This window comes from Kribbella sp. NPDC056345, assembly GCF_042262745.1.
Taxonomy (GTDB): Bacteria; Actinomycetota; Actinomycetes; order Propionibacteriales; family Kribbellaceae; genus Kribbella.
The window spans coordinates 837,281-850,714 of the sequence record NZ_JBHJQQ010000003.1; the positions used below are offsets into that span (position 1 = coordinate 837,281).

General features: G+C 68.6%; 11 protein-coding genes. All 11 read right to left on the minus strand.

Annotated elements, in window-relative coordinates; all coding sequences use genetic code 11:
* Positions 1–25: 25 nt before the first annotated feature.
* A complete protein-coding gene (locus tag ACFCV3_RS14630; protein WP_376030289.1) occupies positions 26–2,398 on the minus strand; it encodes a RelA/SpoT family protein in 2,373 nt (790 codons plus the stop codon).
* Between the two features lie 132 nt (positions 2,399–2,530).
* Positions 2,531–3,073 carry an adenine phosphoribosyltransferase gene (locus ACFCV3_RS14635; protein ID WP_376030290.1) on the minus strand — a complete coding sequence of 181 codons (543 nt, stop codon included), beginning with the start codon at positions 3,071–3,073 and terminating at the stop codon, positions 2,531–2,533.
* Complete coding sequence (gene secF, locus ACFCV3_RS14640; protein ID WP_376030292.1) at positions 3,073–4,242, minus strand: protein translocase subunit SecF; 1,170 nt, start codon at positions 4,240–4,242, stop codon at positions 3,073–3,075. The genes ACFCV3_RS14635 and secF overlap by 1 nt, the downstream gene beginning before the upstream one ends.
* A complete protein-coding gene (gene secD, locus ACFCV3_RS14645) occupies positions 4,242–5,963 on the minus strand; it encodes a protein translocase subunit SecD (protein WP_376030294.1) in 1,722 nt (573 codons plus the stop codon). The genes secF and secD overlap by 1 nt, the downstream gene beginning before the upstream one ends.
* Positions 5,964–6,043: 80 nt before the next feature.
* The gene (gene yajC, locus ACFCV3_RS14650) at positions 6,044–6,505 is read right to left on the minus strand and encodes a preprotein translocase subunit YajC (RefSeq protein WP_376030296.1); all 462 of its coding nucleotides are present in this window, start codon (positions 6,503–6,505) and stop codon (positions 6,044–6,046) included.
* Between the two features lie 154 nt (positions 6,506–6,659).
* On the minus strand, positions 6,660–7,715 hold the full coding sequence (gene ruvB, locus ACFCV3_RS14655) for a Holliday junction branch migration DNA helicase RuvB (RefSeq protein WP_376030297.1): 1,056 nt from the start codon (positions 7,713–7,715) through the stop codon (positions 6,660–6,662).
* A 3-nt stretch (positions 7,716–7,718) separates the two neighbouring features.
* On the minus strand, positions 7,719–8,321 hold the full coding sequence (gene ruvA, locus ACFCV3_RS14660) for a Holliday junction branch migration protein RuvA (protein WP_376030298.1): 603 nt from the start codon (positions 8,319–8,321) through the stop codon (positions 7,719–7,721).
* A 13-nt stretch (positions 8,322–8,334) separates the two neighbouring features.
* Positions 8,335–8,931 (minus strand): crossover junction endodeoxyribonuclease RuvC, encoded by a 597-nt coding sequence (gene ruvC / locus ACFCV3_RS14665; RefSeq protein WP_376030300.1) that lies wholly within the window; start codon positions 8,929–8,931, stop codon positions 8,335–8,337.
* Positions 8,932–9,005: 74 nt separating this feature from the next.
* Entirely contained in the window at positions 9,006–10,169 is a 1,164-nt protein-coding gene (gene eis / locus ACFCV3_RS14670) for an enhanced intracellular survival protein Eis (RefSeq protein WP_376030301.1), read from the minus strand.
* Between the two features lie 54 nt (positions 10,170–10,223).
* Positions 10,224–10,685, minus strand: a complete 462-nt coding sequence (locus tag ACFCV3_RS14675; protein ID WP_376030303.1) for a hotdog fold domain-containing protein — start codon at positions 10,683–10,685, stop codon at positions 10,224–10,226.
* Between the two features lie 34 nt (positions 10,686–10,719).
* The gene (locus tag ACFCV3_RS14680) at positions 10,720–13,395 is read right to left on the minus strand and encodes a glycoside hydrolase N-terminal domain-containing protein (RefSeq protein ID WP_376030305.1); all 2,676 of its coding nucleotides are present in this window, start codon (positions 13,393–13,395) and stop codon (positions 10,720–10,722) included.
* Positions 13,396–13,434: the final 39 nt, after the last annotated feature.

The window sequence follows — 13,434 nt, forward strand, 5'->3', positions numbered from 1 at the left end:
CAAGCCGTGCAGCTAAACCGTGCAGCTACTGCGTCACCCGGTAGACGTCGAAGACGCCCTCGACCGACCGCACCGCCTTCAGGACGTGGCCGAGGTGGGTCGGGTCGCCCATCTCGAAGGTGAAGCGGGACTTGGCGATCCGGTCGCGGGTCGTGGTGAGCGCCGCGGACAGGATGTTGACGTGGTAGTCCGACAGCACCCGGGTGATGTCCGAGAGCAGGCGGGCCCGGTCGAGTGCCTCGACCTGGATCGCGACCAGGAAGAGCGACTGCGCGGTCGGGGCCCACTCGACCTCGACGATCCGCTCCGGCTGGGTCGACAGGTTCTCCACGTTGGCGCAGTCGGCCCGGTGCACCGAGACGCCCGCACCGCGGGTGATCCAGCCGATGATCTCGTCACCGGGAACCGGCGTACAGCACCGGGCGAGCTTGGAGAGCACGTCGGTCGCACCCTTGACGATGACACCAGCATCGCCGCGAGCAGTCCGCTTCCGCCGCTCCCGCGACTGCGGCAGCCGCAGGCCCTCGGCCAGGTCCTCGGCCGCGCCCTCCTCACCGCCGTACGTCTCGATCAGACGCCGTACGACGGCCTGCGCGCTCACGTGGCTCTCGCCGACCGCGGCGTACAGGCCGGTGACGTCGGGGTACCGCAGCGAGTTGGCGACCGCGGTCAGGGTCTCGTGCGACAGCAGGCGCTGCAGCGGCAGACCCTCCTTGCGGAGCTGCTTGGCGATCGCGTCCTTACCGTGCTCGATCGCCTCGTCGCGGCGCTCCTTGGAGAACCAGTGCTTGATCTTGTTCCGCGCGCGGGGGCTCTTGACGAAGGCCAGCCAGTCCCGCGAGGGGCCGGCGCCTTGGGCCTTCGAGGTGAAGACCTCGACGACGTCACCGTTCTCGAGGGTGCTCTCCAGCGGTACGAGCCGGCCGTTGACGCGGGCGCCGATACAGCGGTGCCCGACCTCGGTGTGGATCGCGTACGCGAAGTCGACCGGTGAGGAGCCCGTCGGCAGCGACATCACGTCGCCGCGCGGGGTGAAGACGTAGACCTCGGAGTTGTTGATCTCGAACCGCAGCGAGTCGAGGAACTCCGACGGGTCGGAGGTCTCGCGCTGCCAGTCGACGAGCTGCCGCACCCAGGGCATGTCGTTCGGTGCGCCGACCTCGGTGGTCGGCGGTGCACCGACCTCGGGGGACGGGGCGTTCGGGTCTTCCTTGTACTTCCAGTGCGCGGCGATGCCGTACTCGGCGCGGCGGTGCATCGAGAAGGACCGGATCTGCAGCTCCACCGGCTTGCCCTGCGGGCCGATCACGGTGGTGTGCAACGACTGGTACATGTTGAACTTCGGCATCGCGATGTAGTCCTTGAACCGGCCCGGAACCGGATTCCACCGCGCGTGCAGGATGCCGAGGGCCGCGTAGCAGTCGCGGACGGACTCGACCAGGACCCGGATACCGACCAGGTCGTAGATGTCGCCGAACTCGCGGCCGCGGACGATCATCTTCTGGTAGATCGAGTAGTAGTGCTTCGGTCGGCCGGTGACGGTCGCCTTCACCTTGGCGGCGCGCAGGTCCTCGTGGACCTGGTCGATCACCGACGCCAGGTACTCGTCGCGGGACGGAGCTCGCTCGGCCACCAGCCGGACGATCTCGTCGTACACCTTCGGGTGCAGGGTCGAGAACGACAGGTCCTCGAGCTCCCACTTGATGGTGTTCATACCGAGCCGGTGCGCCAGCGGGGCGTAGATCTCCAGCGTCTCGCGGGCGATCCGCTCCTGCTTCTCCTGGCGCAGGAAGCCCAGGGTGCGCATGTTGTGCAGCCGGTCGGCGAGCTTGATCACCAGCACCCGGATGTCCTTGGCCATCGCGACGACCATCTTGCGGATCGTCTCGGCCTGCGCGGACTCGCCGTACTTGACCTTGTCCAGCTTGGTCACGCCGTCGACGAGCATGGCGATCTCTTGGCCGAAGTCCTTGGTCAGCTCGGCCACCGTGTACGGCGTGTCCTCGACCGTGTCGTGCAGCAGCGCGGCGCAGAGCGTGGGAGCCGTCATACCGAGCTCGGCCAGGATGGTGGCCACGGCGAGCGGGTGCGTGATGTAGGCGTCACCGCTCTTGCGCAGCTGGCCGGTGTGGTACTTCTCCGCGGTCCGGTAGGCGCGCTCGATCATCGCCAGGTCGGCCTTGGGGTGCGTCGCGCGCACCACCCGGAACAGCGGCTCGAGCATCGGTGCCCGGTTCGGGTGCCGGGTGCCGCCGAGGCGGGCGAGCCGGGCGCGGACACGGGCCGGGGCGATCCGCGGCGGTTGGGCGGCCGGCGGCGGTGACACGGGAGCCGGGCGCACCGGTGCCGGGGCGCGCGGAGGCTCCTGCGGTACTACGTTCGGTACCGCTGACGTCATCGCCGGGTCTTCGCCCACGTTGTGTCCCTCCGCCGACAGAGCACCAGTCTAGGGGTCACCGGCCAACGACAGAGAAACACCCTGTGGACAACACGCCGGGTCATTGACCCGTCACGCAGAGTTTATCTGAATTCAGACCGATAGCAGCGAAGTGATGCGCTCCGAGCCCAGCTTCTCGCGCCAGGGCAGGAACGACAGCTCCAGCAGCACCGCCGTACCGACGACCTCGGCCTCACAGCGCCGGATCAGCCGCAGGCAGGCCTCGACGGTCCCACCGGTGGCCAGTACGTCGTCGATCACCAGCACCCGGTCACCCGGGGTGAACGCGTCCTGGTGCACCTCGATGGTCGCCTCGCCGTACTCCAGCGCGTACGACTCCTCGTACGTCGCGGCCGGCAACTTGCCCTTCTTCCGGACCGGGACGAACCCGGCGCCGAGGGCGAGCGCGACCGGGGCGGCGAGAATGAACCCGCGCGCCTCGATCCCGACCACCTTGTCGACCACCGGGTTACCGTCGTCGTCCTGTCCCGCGGCCGCCAGCGCCTGGACCACCTGGCCGAAGCCGGTGTGGTCGGCCAGCAGCGGGGTGATGTCCTTGAACACCACCCCTTCCTGCGGGTAGTCCGGGATGTCGCGGATGCCGTCGGCCAGAACCTGCTCCAACGTCCGCGACATCACTTACCGCGCTTCGACCGCGGCTTGCGGCTCGGCTGCGGCCGCCCGGCACCACCGGCGTTCATCGGCCGCGTCGAGGGTGCCGGCACCGAGCCGGTCGCCCGCGGCCTGTCCTGCACCGGCGAGGCGCCTGGTGCCGCCGGAACCAGCTCGCTCTCGACGGCCTTCTTCGCCGTACCGCCCTGGCTCTGGGCCTTCTTCGCGGTGACGCGGCGGTTCAGCGCCTGCATCCCCGGCTCGCGCTCCTTGAAGGAGGCCAGCAGCGCCGGAGCGACGAAGATCGACGAGTACGCACCGACCGCGATACCGACGAACAGGGCCAGCGAGAGGTCCTTCAGCGGACCGCTGCCGAGCACCCAGGTGCCGACGACGAGGATCGACCCGACCGGCAGCAGCGCGATCAGCGTGGTGTTGATCGACCGCACGATGGTCTGGTTGACCGCCAGGTTGGTGGCGTCGGAGTAGGTGAACCGGTTCGAGCCGGTGATCCCGCGGGTGTTCTCCCGGATCTTGTCGAACACCACGACGGTGTCGTACAGCGAGTAACCAAGGATGGTCAGTACGCCGATCACCGTGGCCGGCGTGACGTCGAACCCGATCAGCGCGTAGACGCCGACCGTGATCAGCACGTCGTGGACCAGGGCGATGATCGCGGCCGCGGAGGCCTTGGGTTCCCGGAAGTACGCCCAGATCACGAAGAACACCAGCAGGATGAAGACCGCCAGCGCCCAGATCGCCTTGTTCGCGATCTGGTTGCCCCAGGAGGCGCCGATCTGGTTCGAGGTCACCTGGTCCGGGCTGATCCCGGCTTCCTTGGCGACCACGGCCCGGACCTTCGGGACGTCGTCCTGGCTGAGCGGCTTGGTCTGGACCCGCACGCGCTCGTTGTTGATGGTGGTGACGACCGGGTCACCGAGACCCTCGATGTTCGCCGCCTTCACCGCGTCGGTGAACTTCTGGACGGTACCGCTGGTGATCTGGGTCTTCGCCTCGTACTCCACGCCGCCGCGGAACTCGATCCCGAGCTCCAGGCCGCGGGCGAACAGGCCACCGAGCGAGATCAGCACCAGGGCGATCGAGACGACGAACCAGACCTTGCGCTTGCCGATGAAGTCGTAGGAGACGTCACCGCGGTGCAGTGCGTTCCCGAGCTGTCCGAGCTTCGACATCAGACCTCCCCTCCGACCGGCTTGCGCGTCGCGGTCGTCTTCTTCCGCGGGGCCGGCCCCGCGGAGTGCCCCGGTAGCCGTTCGACGCCGAGATGTTCAGGATCCAGGCCGGACAGCTTGTGGCCGTGACCGAAGAAGTTCGTCTTGGCGAGCAGCGTGACCAGCGGCTTGGTGAAGATGAAGACCACAACCAGGTCGATCAGGGTGGTCAGGCCGAGCGTGAACGCGAAGCCGCGGACGCTGCCGACGGCCAGGATGTAGAGCACCAGCGCGGCGAGCAGCGAGATCGAGTCGGCCGCGATGATCGTGTGCTTGGCGCGCGACCAGCCGGTCTCGACCGACGACCGCAGGCTGCGGCCCTCGCGCACTTCGTCACGGAGCCGCTCGAAGTAGATGACGAACGAGTCCGCGGTGATACCGATGGCCACGATCAGACCGGCGATACCGGCCAGCGTCAGGGTGAACCCGATCGCCTTGCCGAGCAGGACGACCAGGGCGAAGGTGAGCACCGAGGCGACGGCCAGCGAGGCCACCACCACCAGGCCGAGACCGCGGTAGTACAGGAACGAGAAGAGCACGACCAGCGCGAGACCGGCCAGACCGGCGTAGATCCCGGCGGTCAGCTGGTCGCCACCGAGCTGCGGCGACACCGTCTCGACCGACGAGGTGTCGAACGCGACCGGCAGGGCGCCGTACTTGAGCACGTTGGCCAGGTCGCGGGCCTCGGTCTCGGTGAAGGTTCCGGTGATCTGCGCCGAACCACCCGGGATCGGCTGCGAGACGCTCGGGGTCGAGATCGCGATGCCGTCCAGGACGATCGCGAACAGGTTCTGGCCCTCGCCGCGCGCGGAGATGTTCTGGGTGGCCTTGAGGAACTTGTCGCCACCCTCACCGGTGAAGTTCAGGTTGACCTGCCACTGGAAGCCACCCTGCGGGATCCCGGCCGAGGCGTCCGACAGGTCGGTGCCCTTCAGGATCGCGGGGCCGAGCAGGTACTTGTAGGTCTTGCCCTTGTCACAGGAGAACTGCGGCTTGGCCGGGTCCTCGTCCTGCTTGTCACCGCACTTGTACGCCGCGAAGGCCGCCTGCGCGGCTGCGTCCGGGACGTAGGTCAGCGGGTCGCCCTTGTGGGCACCCGGGGCACTCGGCGGAGTGCTCGGCGCCGGCGTGCTGGGCTTCGGGGTGGGCGTCGGCGTGGCCTGGCCGAGCACACTGCTCCAGGCCCGGCCGTTCGGGGTGGCGCTGGGCTTGATCGACGTACTCGGCTTCGGCGTCGTGGACGGCTTGCCACTCGGCTTCCCGCTGGGTGTCGGCGTCGTCGACGGCTGCGGCATCGGGTTCGCCGCCTGCGCGTCGTACACGATCCGGAAGTACAGCAAGGCGGTCTGGCCGACCTGGGCCACCAACGAGTCCCGCGTCGCGCCGGGCACGGCCACAGTGATGTGGTCGTTGCCCGAGGTGGTGATGTCGGCCTCGGCGACACCGGCACCGTTCACGCGCTGGGAGATGATGTTCTTGGCCTCGTTGAGCTGCTCCGGGGTCACGTCACCGCCGCCCGCCAGATTCTTGGCGGTCAGCGTGATGGTGGTGCCACCGCGCAGGTCCAGACCGAGCTTGGGCTTCCAGGTCTTGGTGAGCGCCATGATCCCGAACAGCAGGACCACGATGACTCCCAGGGCAATCAGGAGCCGACCGGGGCGGGATGTCGTCGTCGTTGCCACGTCAGATTCAACCTTTGTGCTTCTGGGCGCGCCCCGGTGTCTCGTGGACGCGGGGCGCGCCGCAGGCCGTCAGTGAGGGGTCAGTTCTCGGTGTGCGTCGGCGGCGTCTTCGGTGCGTCCTGCACCTTGCCGTCCGCCTTGTCACGGCCCGCGTCCGGCACGTCGACCGGGTCCTTGTCCGCGGCGGGCTCCTCGACGGCGTCGGCAGCCTCGTCGGTGGAGTCGGTGGCCTCGTCGGCGGTCACGTCCTCGTCCGGGATGATCCGGCCGATCGCGGCCTTGACGACCTGGACCAGGACGCCGTCGGAGATCTCCAGCGTCACGTAGTCGTCGTCGGTCTCCTCCACGATGCCGACCAGGCCACTGGTGGTGATCACCTTGGTGCCCGGGGCCAGGGAGGCGACGGTCTGGGCCTGGCGTTCACGCTGCTTACGCTGCGTGCGGCTCATGAACCAGATCATTCCGACGATCAGGATCAGCGGGATGAGCAGCGTGATACCGCCACCCCCGGAAGAGGCCATCGGTACGGCGAGGAGTTGCATCGGGTCTCAGAATCCTTCGTCGATCGGGGAAAACGGGCTACCGGCACGCTCTGCAGAAGCGCGCAGGTCGCAGCGGAATGACCTCAGGTCAGGCCAACGGGGAGTCTAACCCTGAGCGTCAACAAGTGCGTCACAACACCGGGTCACGTTTACGTTACTCGCCTTCGTCGTCGAAGAGCGTGTCCGCGAATGTTGCACCTTTCGGCACCTTGAGCCCGATATGGCGCCAGGCTGCGGGGGTCGCCACCCGGCCCCGCGGCGTGCGCGCCAGGTAACCGGAGCGCACCAGGAAGGGCTCGGCCACCTCCTCGACCGTTTCGCGCTCCTCACCGACGGCGACGGCGAGCGTGGACAGACCGACCGGCCCACCGCCGAACCGCCGGCACAGCGCGTCCAGCACCGAGCGGTCCAGCCGGTCCAGCCCCATCTTGTCGACCTCGTAGAGCTCGAGGGCGGCCTTCGCGAGGGCGAGAGTGATGATCCCGTCCGCCCGGACCTCGGCGAAGTCGCGCACCCGGCGGAGCAGCCGGTTCGCGATCCGGGGTGTGCCGCGGGACCGGGACGCGATCTCGCCCGCACCTTCCGGGGTGATGTCGACCTCGAGCAGGTCGGCCGACCGGTTGACGATCTTCTCCAGCTCGGAGGCGTCGTAGAACTCCAGGTGCCCGGTGAAGCCGAACCGGTCCCGCAGCGGCCCGGGCAGCAGCCCGGCACGGGTCGTCGCCCCGACCAGCGTGAACGGCGGAATCTCCAGCGGGATCGCGGTCGCCCCCGGCCCCTTGCCGACGATCACGTCGACCCGGAAGTCCTCCATCGCCATGTAGAGCAGCTCTTCGGCGGGCCGCGACATCCGGTGGATCTCGTCGAGGAACAGCACTTCACCCTCGTTGAGCCCGGACAGGATCGCGGCCAGGTCACCGGCGTGCTGGATCGCCGGACCACTGGTGATCCGCAGCGGAGCCGCCAGCTCACTGGCGATGATCATCGCCAGTGTCGTCTTCCCCAGGCCGGGCGGACCGGACAGCAGCACGTGGTCCGGGGTCCGGTTCCGGCCGCGGGCGGCGTGCAGGACGAGCTCGAGCTGCTCACTGACCCGGCGCTGGCCACCGAACTCGGCCAGCGTGCGCGGTCGCAGCGCCGACTCGATCTTGCGTTCCTCGAGATCCACCGCGTCGGCGGAGACCAGCGGGCGAACGTTGTTGTCCTCCATCGACTACGCCTTGGAGAGCGCGCGCAAGGCAGCGCGCAGCAGGTCGGGAACCGACGGATTCGGGTTGTCGGCGGCCAGCGGCGACACCGCGGTGACCGCGTCCTCGGCATCCCGCGGGGACCAGCCGAGACCGACCAGGCCGGCGTGCACCTGCGCCCGCCAGGCGTCCTGGGTCTGCAGCGGCCGCCCGGTCACCGTCCGCGACGGCGCACCGATCTTGTCCTTGAGCTCCAGCACGATCCGCTGGGCGCCCTTCTTCCCGATCCCCGGCACCTTCACCAGTACGGCGAGGTCCTCGGTGGCCACGGCATGGCGCAACTGGTCCGGTTCGAGCACCGCGAGCGCGGCCTGCGCCAGCTTCGGGCCGACCCCGGTCGCGGTCAGCAGCAGCTCGAACACACTCTTCGCGTCGTCGTCGGCGAAACCGTAGAGCGTGAGCGAGTCCTCGCGCACGATCATCGAGGTCGCGATCCGGGCCTCCTGGCCGGGCCGCAGCCCCGCCAGCGTGCCGGGGTCACAGAGCACCTGCAGGCCCACTCCCCCGACCTCGATCACGGCACTGTCCACTCCGATGGCCGCCACCGGGCCCCGCACGAACGCGATCACCGCGCACCTCCACTCATCGCTTGCCCTCTTGCGCCGCAACGGCGGCTCGCAGCCTGGCCACCTGCAGCCGGGACTGCGCCTGCGCCGCGGCCTCGAGATTCGACCGCGAGGCGGCCGCCTGCTGCAGTCTGCTCGCCACCCCACCACGCCAGATGTGACAGATCGCCAGCGCCAGCGCATCGGCGGCGTCGGCAGGGGTCGGCCGCTCGGGCAGCTGCAGGATCCGGGTGACCATCGTGGTCACCTGCTCCTTGCCGGCCCGACCGGACCCGGTGACCGCGGCCTTGACCTCACTCGGGGTGTGCAGCGCGACCGGCAGGCCACTGCGCGCGGCCACCACCATCGCCACCCCGGAGGCCTGGGCCGTGCCCATCACCGTCCGCACGTTGTGCTGCGCGAAGACCCGCTCCACCGCGACGGCATCCGGCCGGTGCTCGGTGATCCACTCGATCAGCTCGGCCTCGATCCGCACCAGGCGTTGCGAGACGTCGAGCTCGGGCGGTGTCCGGATCACGCCGACGGCGACCATCGTGGGCGGTCTGCCCGGTGTGCCCTCGACGACGCCGAGACCGCACCGGGTCAACCCAGGGTCGACGCCGAGCACCCGCATGGACTACCTCCGAACGTTTGTTCGACAACCCTAACGGCCGGTCCGGACAGCCGGGAAATCGACGCGCCGCCCGCTCAGAAGTAGTCGATCATGTACGCCGTCGACCCACTGAACGCGGTGTCGAGCGCAGCATCGGCCGCCGCCGATCCTCCGGACAGCAGTCCGGCTCCGCGGAGCGCAGCGACCGGCGTACCGGCATAGAGCGCGGCAAGCCCACGGGCACCCAGCCGGACCGCGTCCGCGGCGGGCTCGGCAGCCACCAGCGAACCGGTGCCGTCCGCAACCGACAGCCGCCAATCCCCAGCATTTGCTGGCAGATCGGCATCTTCGAGATGCAGCGGAAGATCCAGTACGGCGCCTGCCGCGTACCCGCGCTGTGCGATCGCGGCCGGTGCATCGGTGAGCCGCAGCATCCAGCGCTGGACCCGCGACTCGGCCTCGGCCTCGTGCTCGGCGAGCAGGTGCACGGGGTCGGTCGGTGCGGTGTGGACCAGCACGCTCTTCGCGATCGACGCACCGGAACCGACAGTCGCCCAGAGCGCCCGGGCGGTCTCTTCGGAGCCGGCCACGATCTCGTCGATGGACAGGTTCCCGTCGGACCAGTTGTAGACGACGAAGCCGTCTTCGGCGGCATACGCGAAGTTGTCCTCGTCGCCCAGCCACGACTCGACCTGACGGAGCGGCCAGATCAGTGGACCGTTCGACCGGTCGGTTTCGTGCAGCTTCGAGGCGAGCTCGATGAAGAGCTGCGCATCCTCCTTACCGGCCTTGCGCACCGGCACTCCGCGACCACCCAGCGTGCGCAGATCGGCTGCTGGGAAAGTGAACTGGTACCGCCCGCCAGCGAACTCGTATCCGAGGTGCCGGTACAGCACTGTGGTCGCCGGGTAGAGCGCCGACAGCGGATAGCCCTTCTCCACACTGCGCTTCAGCACAGCACGCATCAGCAGGCTGGCAACTCCACGACCGCGGTACTCCGGGGCGACGACCACACCGGCAACACCGGCCATGGGGATCCGCCGGCCGCCCCACCACTGCTCGAACGGCCAGATCCGCGCGGCCGCAACCAGCTCATCTCCGTCAACAACTCCGAGGTACCGGCCGTCGCGCGCGAACTCCAGCGCGGTCTTCCGCCACTCGTCCTTGTCCCCACCTGGCCCGAACGACCTCTGCCGTACCTGCCATGCCGAGTCCAGGTTCTCCTCGGCAACATCCACCACTCGCAGCGCATCCGTCACACGCCCGACCCTACGACGCCGTACGTCATCCCAGCGAGAGGAATACGGGCAGTGCTACTTGCGGTCGGTGACCCACAGGTGGATGGTGCCTTCGACAACCACTGTGCCGTCGTCACGAGTCGCCTTCACACGCACCGGTACGTCAGGTCCGCTGGTCCAGTCGTCCGGGTCGGTCTCGGCCGAGCAGGTCAGGTCGGAGGTGGACTTGGCGAGGTAGGCGACCTCCATCCCCTTCGGCAGCCAGCGCTTGCCGGCCGGGACGGTCGCCTCAGCCAGCGCACCCATCGCCGCCTCCAGCCCGTTGCACACCGCGATCGCATGCACCGTACCGATGTGGTTCTGCACCGCCCGCCGCTTCGGCAGCACCAGCGAGGCGTAGTTCGCCCCCACCTGCACGAACCGTGGCCGAATCGACCGGAAGTACGGCGCCTTCCACGTGAAGGCCCGCGAGAACACCCGGTCCCCACCCGGAACCGCTTTGAGCCGGCCCCACATCTCCACCACCTGAGTCGCCATACCGGTCATGTTACCCACGAGTAAGGCATTGCCGCTAGGGCACCTCGGGTCTGACCGTCCGGAGGGTTCCGTTGACTCGGACCTGGACGGTACGGCGTGCGGTGGTGCGGTCAGCGGTGATTCGGAACGAGCGGACTTGGCCGGCTGTCCAGGTGCAGTCGACTCGGTAGCCACCTCGTGCTCGGAGACCGCGGAAGGAGCCGTCGGGCCAGGCGGCGGGAAGCGCGGGCAGGAGCGCGATCTCACCGCCGTGGCTCTGCAGGAGCATCTCCACGATTGCCCCGGAGACTCCGAGGTTGCCGTCGATCTGGAACGGCGGGTGCGTCGTGAACAGGTTCTGGAGGGTGTTGAAGGTCAGCAGTCCGCGCAACATGATCGCTGCGCGCTCACCGTCGCCGAGGCGGGCGAACAGCGCGCACCGCCAGGGCCAGGTCCACGAACGGCGACTGTCGCCCGACACGGTGGCCGCTGTGAACGGCTCACCTTCCTTCTCACCGCAGCGCGCCTTCAACGACACCAGGGCCGCGGCTGCGAGTTCCGGCGTACCGGCTGGGGTGATCTGCCGGCCTGGGTAGACGGCGAACAGGTGTGAGGTGTGCCGGTGGATGTCGGCCGGATCGTCTCGGTCGGTCTGCCATTCCTGCAGTTGTCCCCAGCGACCGATCTTGTTGGGCGCCAGGCGAGCTTGCAGGTCCGCGACAGTCCGGCGGTACTGCGCATCGACGTTCAGAACGGTCGCAGCGTCGAGGTAGTTCTGGAAGAGGTCCCAGATGATCTGCTGGTCGTACATCACGCCGTCTTCGCGCGGACCGTGCTCCGGCGACCAGCCGTCGGGCGACACCAGCCGGCCGTCGGCGTCCTCGACGAGACGGTCTTCCCAGAACTCGCAGATCTCCTTGATCAGCGGGTACGCGTGCTTGCGTAGGTACTCGCGGTCCTGCGTGAAGGCGTAGTGCTCCCAGAGGTGCTGCGCGTACCAGGCGCTCGCGACGGTGTTCCACTGCCAAGAGTTGCCGCCGAAGACGCTCTGACTGGTGCGCGCGGTCCAGCCACGGGTGTCGGCACCGAAGGCGTGCCGCGTAGCCACCCGGCTCGGGACTGCGACCTGCTCGATGAAACGCGTGAGGGCCTCATGCGAGTCCGGCAGGTCAGCCGTCTCCGCGCCCCAGTAGTTCATCTGCACATTGATGTTCGTGTGATAGTCCGAGGCCCACGCAGGCTGGTCCTGGTCGTTCCACAGTCCCTGCAGATTCGCCGGGAGCCCGTCAGGTCGCGACGACGACGCCAGCAGGTAACGGCTGTACGTGAACAGGGTCTGCTCGAGTGACGGGTCCGCACCACCGTCGGCATACCGCGCAAGTCGTTGGCCTGTTGGGAGTGCAGCAACCTCGGGAGCCGTGCTCCCCCAGTCCACCGCAACACGACGCATGCGAGCGCTGAAGTCCTTCTGGTGCTTGCTCAGCGACGCATCCGCCCCCTGACGGACAGCGGTCGCGACAGACCCTCGTACGGCGGGCGCTGGCGCGCTACCGCGCCACCCGTCTGCCGCCGACATCGCGTAGTCGGTCCGGCCGTCCAGATAGACCACCAGCTCGCGGCAGTCCTTCACCTCGATCGACGTGCCGTCGGTTGTCACCGATCCGCCTCGGGTGACGACACGGGCCTCAGCGGCATACCGCAGTCCGTTGCCCATGGCACCGTTGAACCTCAGCGTGGTCCGGTCCGCGACCGTCTTCGCGCCTTGGCCGGCCAGCAACGACACTCGTCCCGACAGCTGTCCGACGTACCGCAGAACAAGCACGTCACCGGCAAAGGCAGTACTGCGGATGTGCACGCCCCGCTCGTCGACGTACTCGCTGCTGTGCACTCCACTCACCAGGTCGAGCGAACGACGGTACTCCGTGAACTGCGGAGCGTCGTGTGGATCCACACCGTCCAGTGCGATCTCTGCGACCTGGAAGTGGCTCACCCCGGCGACCGGCGTGAACGTGAAGCGATAGTGCCGGTACGACGCCGGTGTGGCGATGTCGAAGTGCCGGGTCTCGAGTCGGGCGGTGAACGGTCCCGCCAACTGCTGTCTGTCGAGCACCGTCCACGTCTGCCCGTCGTTCGACCCCTCAAGCACCCACGCCTGCGGATCCCGTGCCGGCACGTCGTTCGCGCTGGTCAGCGCATAGCCGCGGACACTGGCCGCGGTCCGCAGGGCTAGTTGCCACACGACTGCGGCTGGTGGTGAGATCACGCACCACTTGGTGTCGTTGCGGCCGTCGATCGTCTGCTGCACCGTCTCCGCGGCGGACGTCTCGTAGGGACCACCGGGTGCGGTCAGCTCGGTCGCTCCGCCGCCGAACTCGACGTACAGGTCACCGAAGTTCCGGAACGAGCCGAAGCCGGTCATCGAGGTGTCGAACGCGTTGTCGTCCACTCCGGCCAGACCGTTGTCGTAGTCGTTGACTCCGCCCCAGAGGCTCTGCTCGCTGAGCTGGATGCGATCCCGGCCGACGCCGCCGAACACCATGGCGCCCAGACGGCCGTTGCCGATCGGTAGCGCGCCCGACTCCCACGCATGGGCCGGCTCGCCGTACTCGAGCCGCCCCGGCCGGACGGTCGGCAACGCCGGGCCGGCCGACGCGACGCTCACCCCACTCACCCAGGCTGCGGTCCCCAGACCTCCAGCGGCGAGAACAGCACGACGACTCAGCTCAGGCATGGGCGGGGCCTCTCGAAGAGATCGGGCGACTCCGCGCAT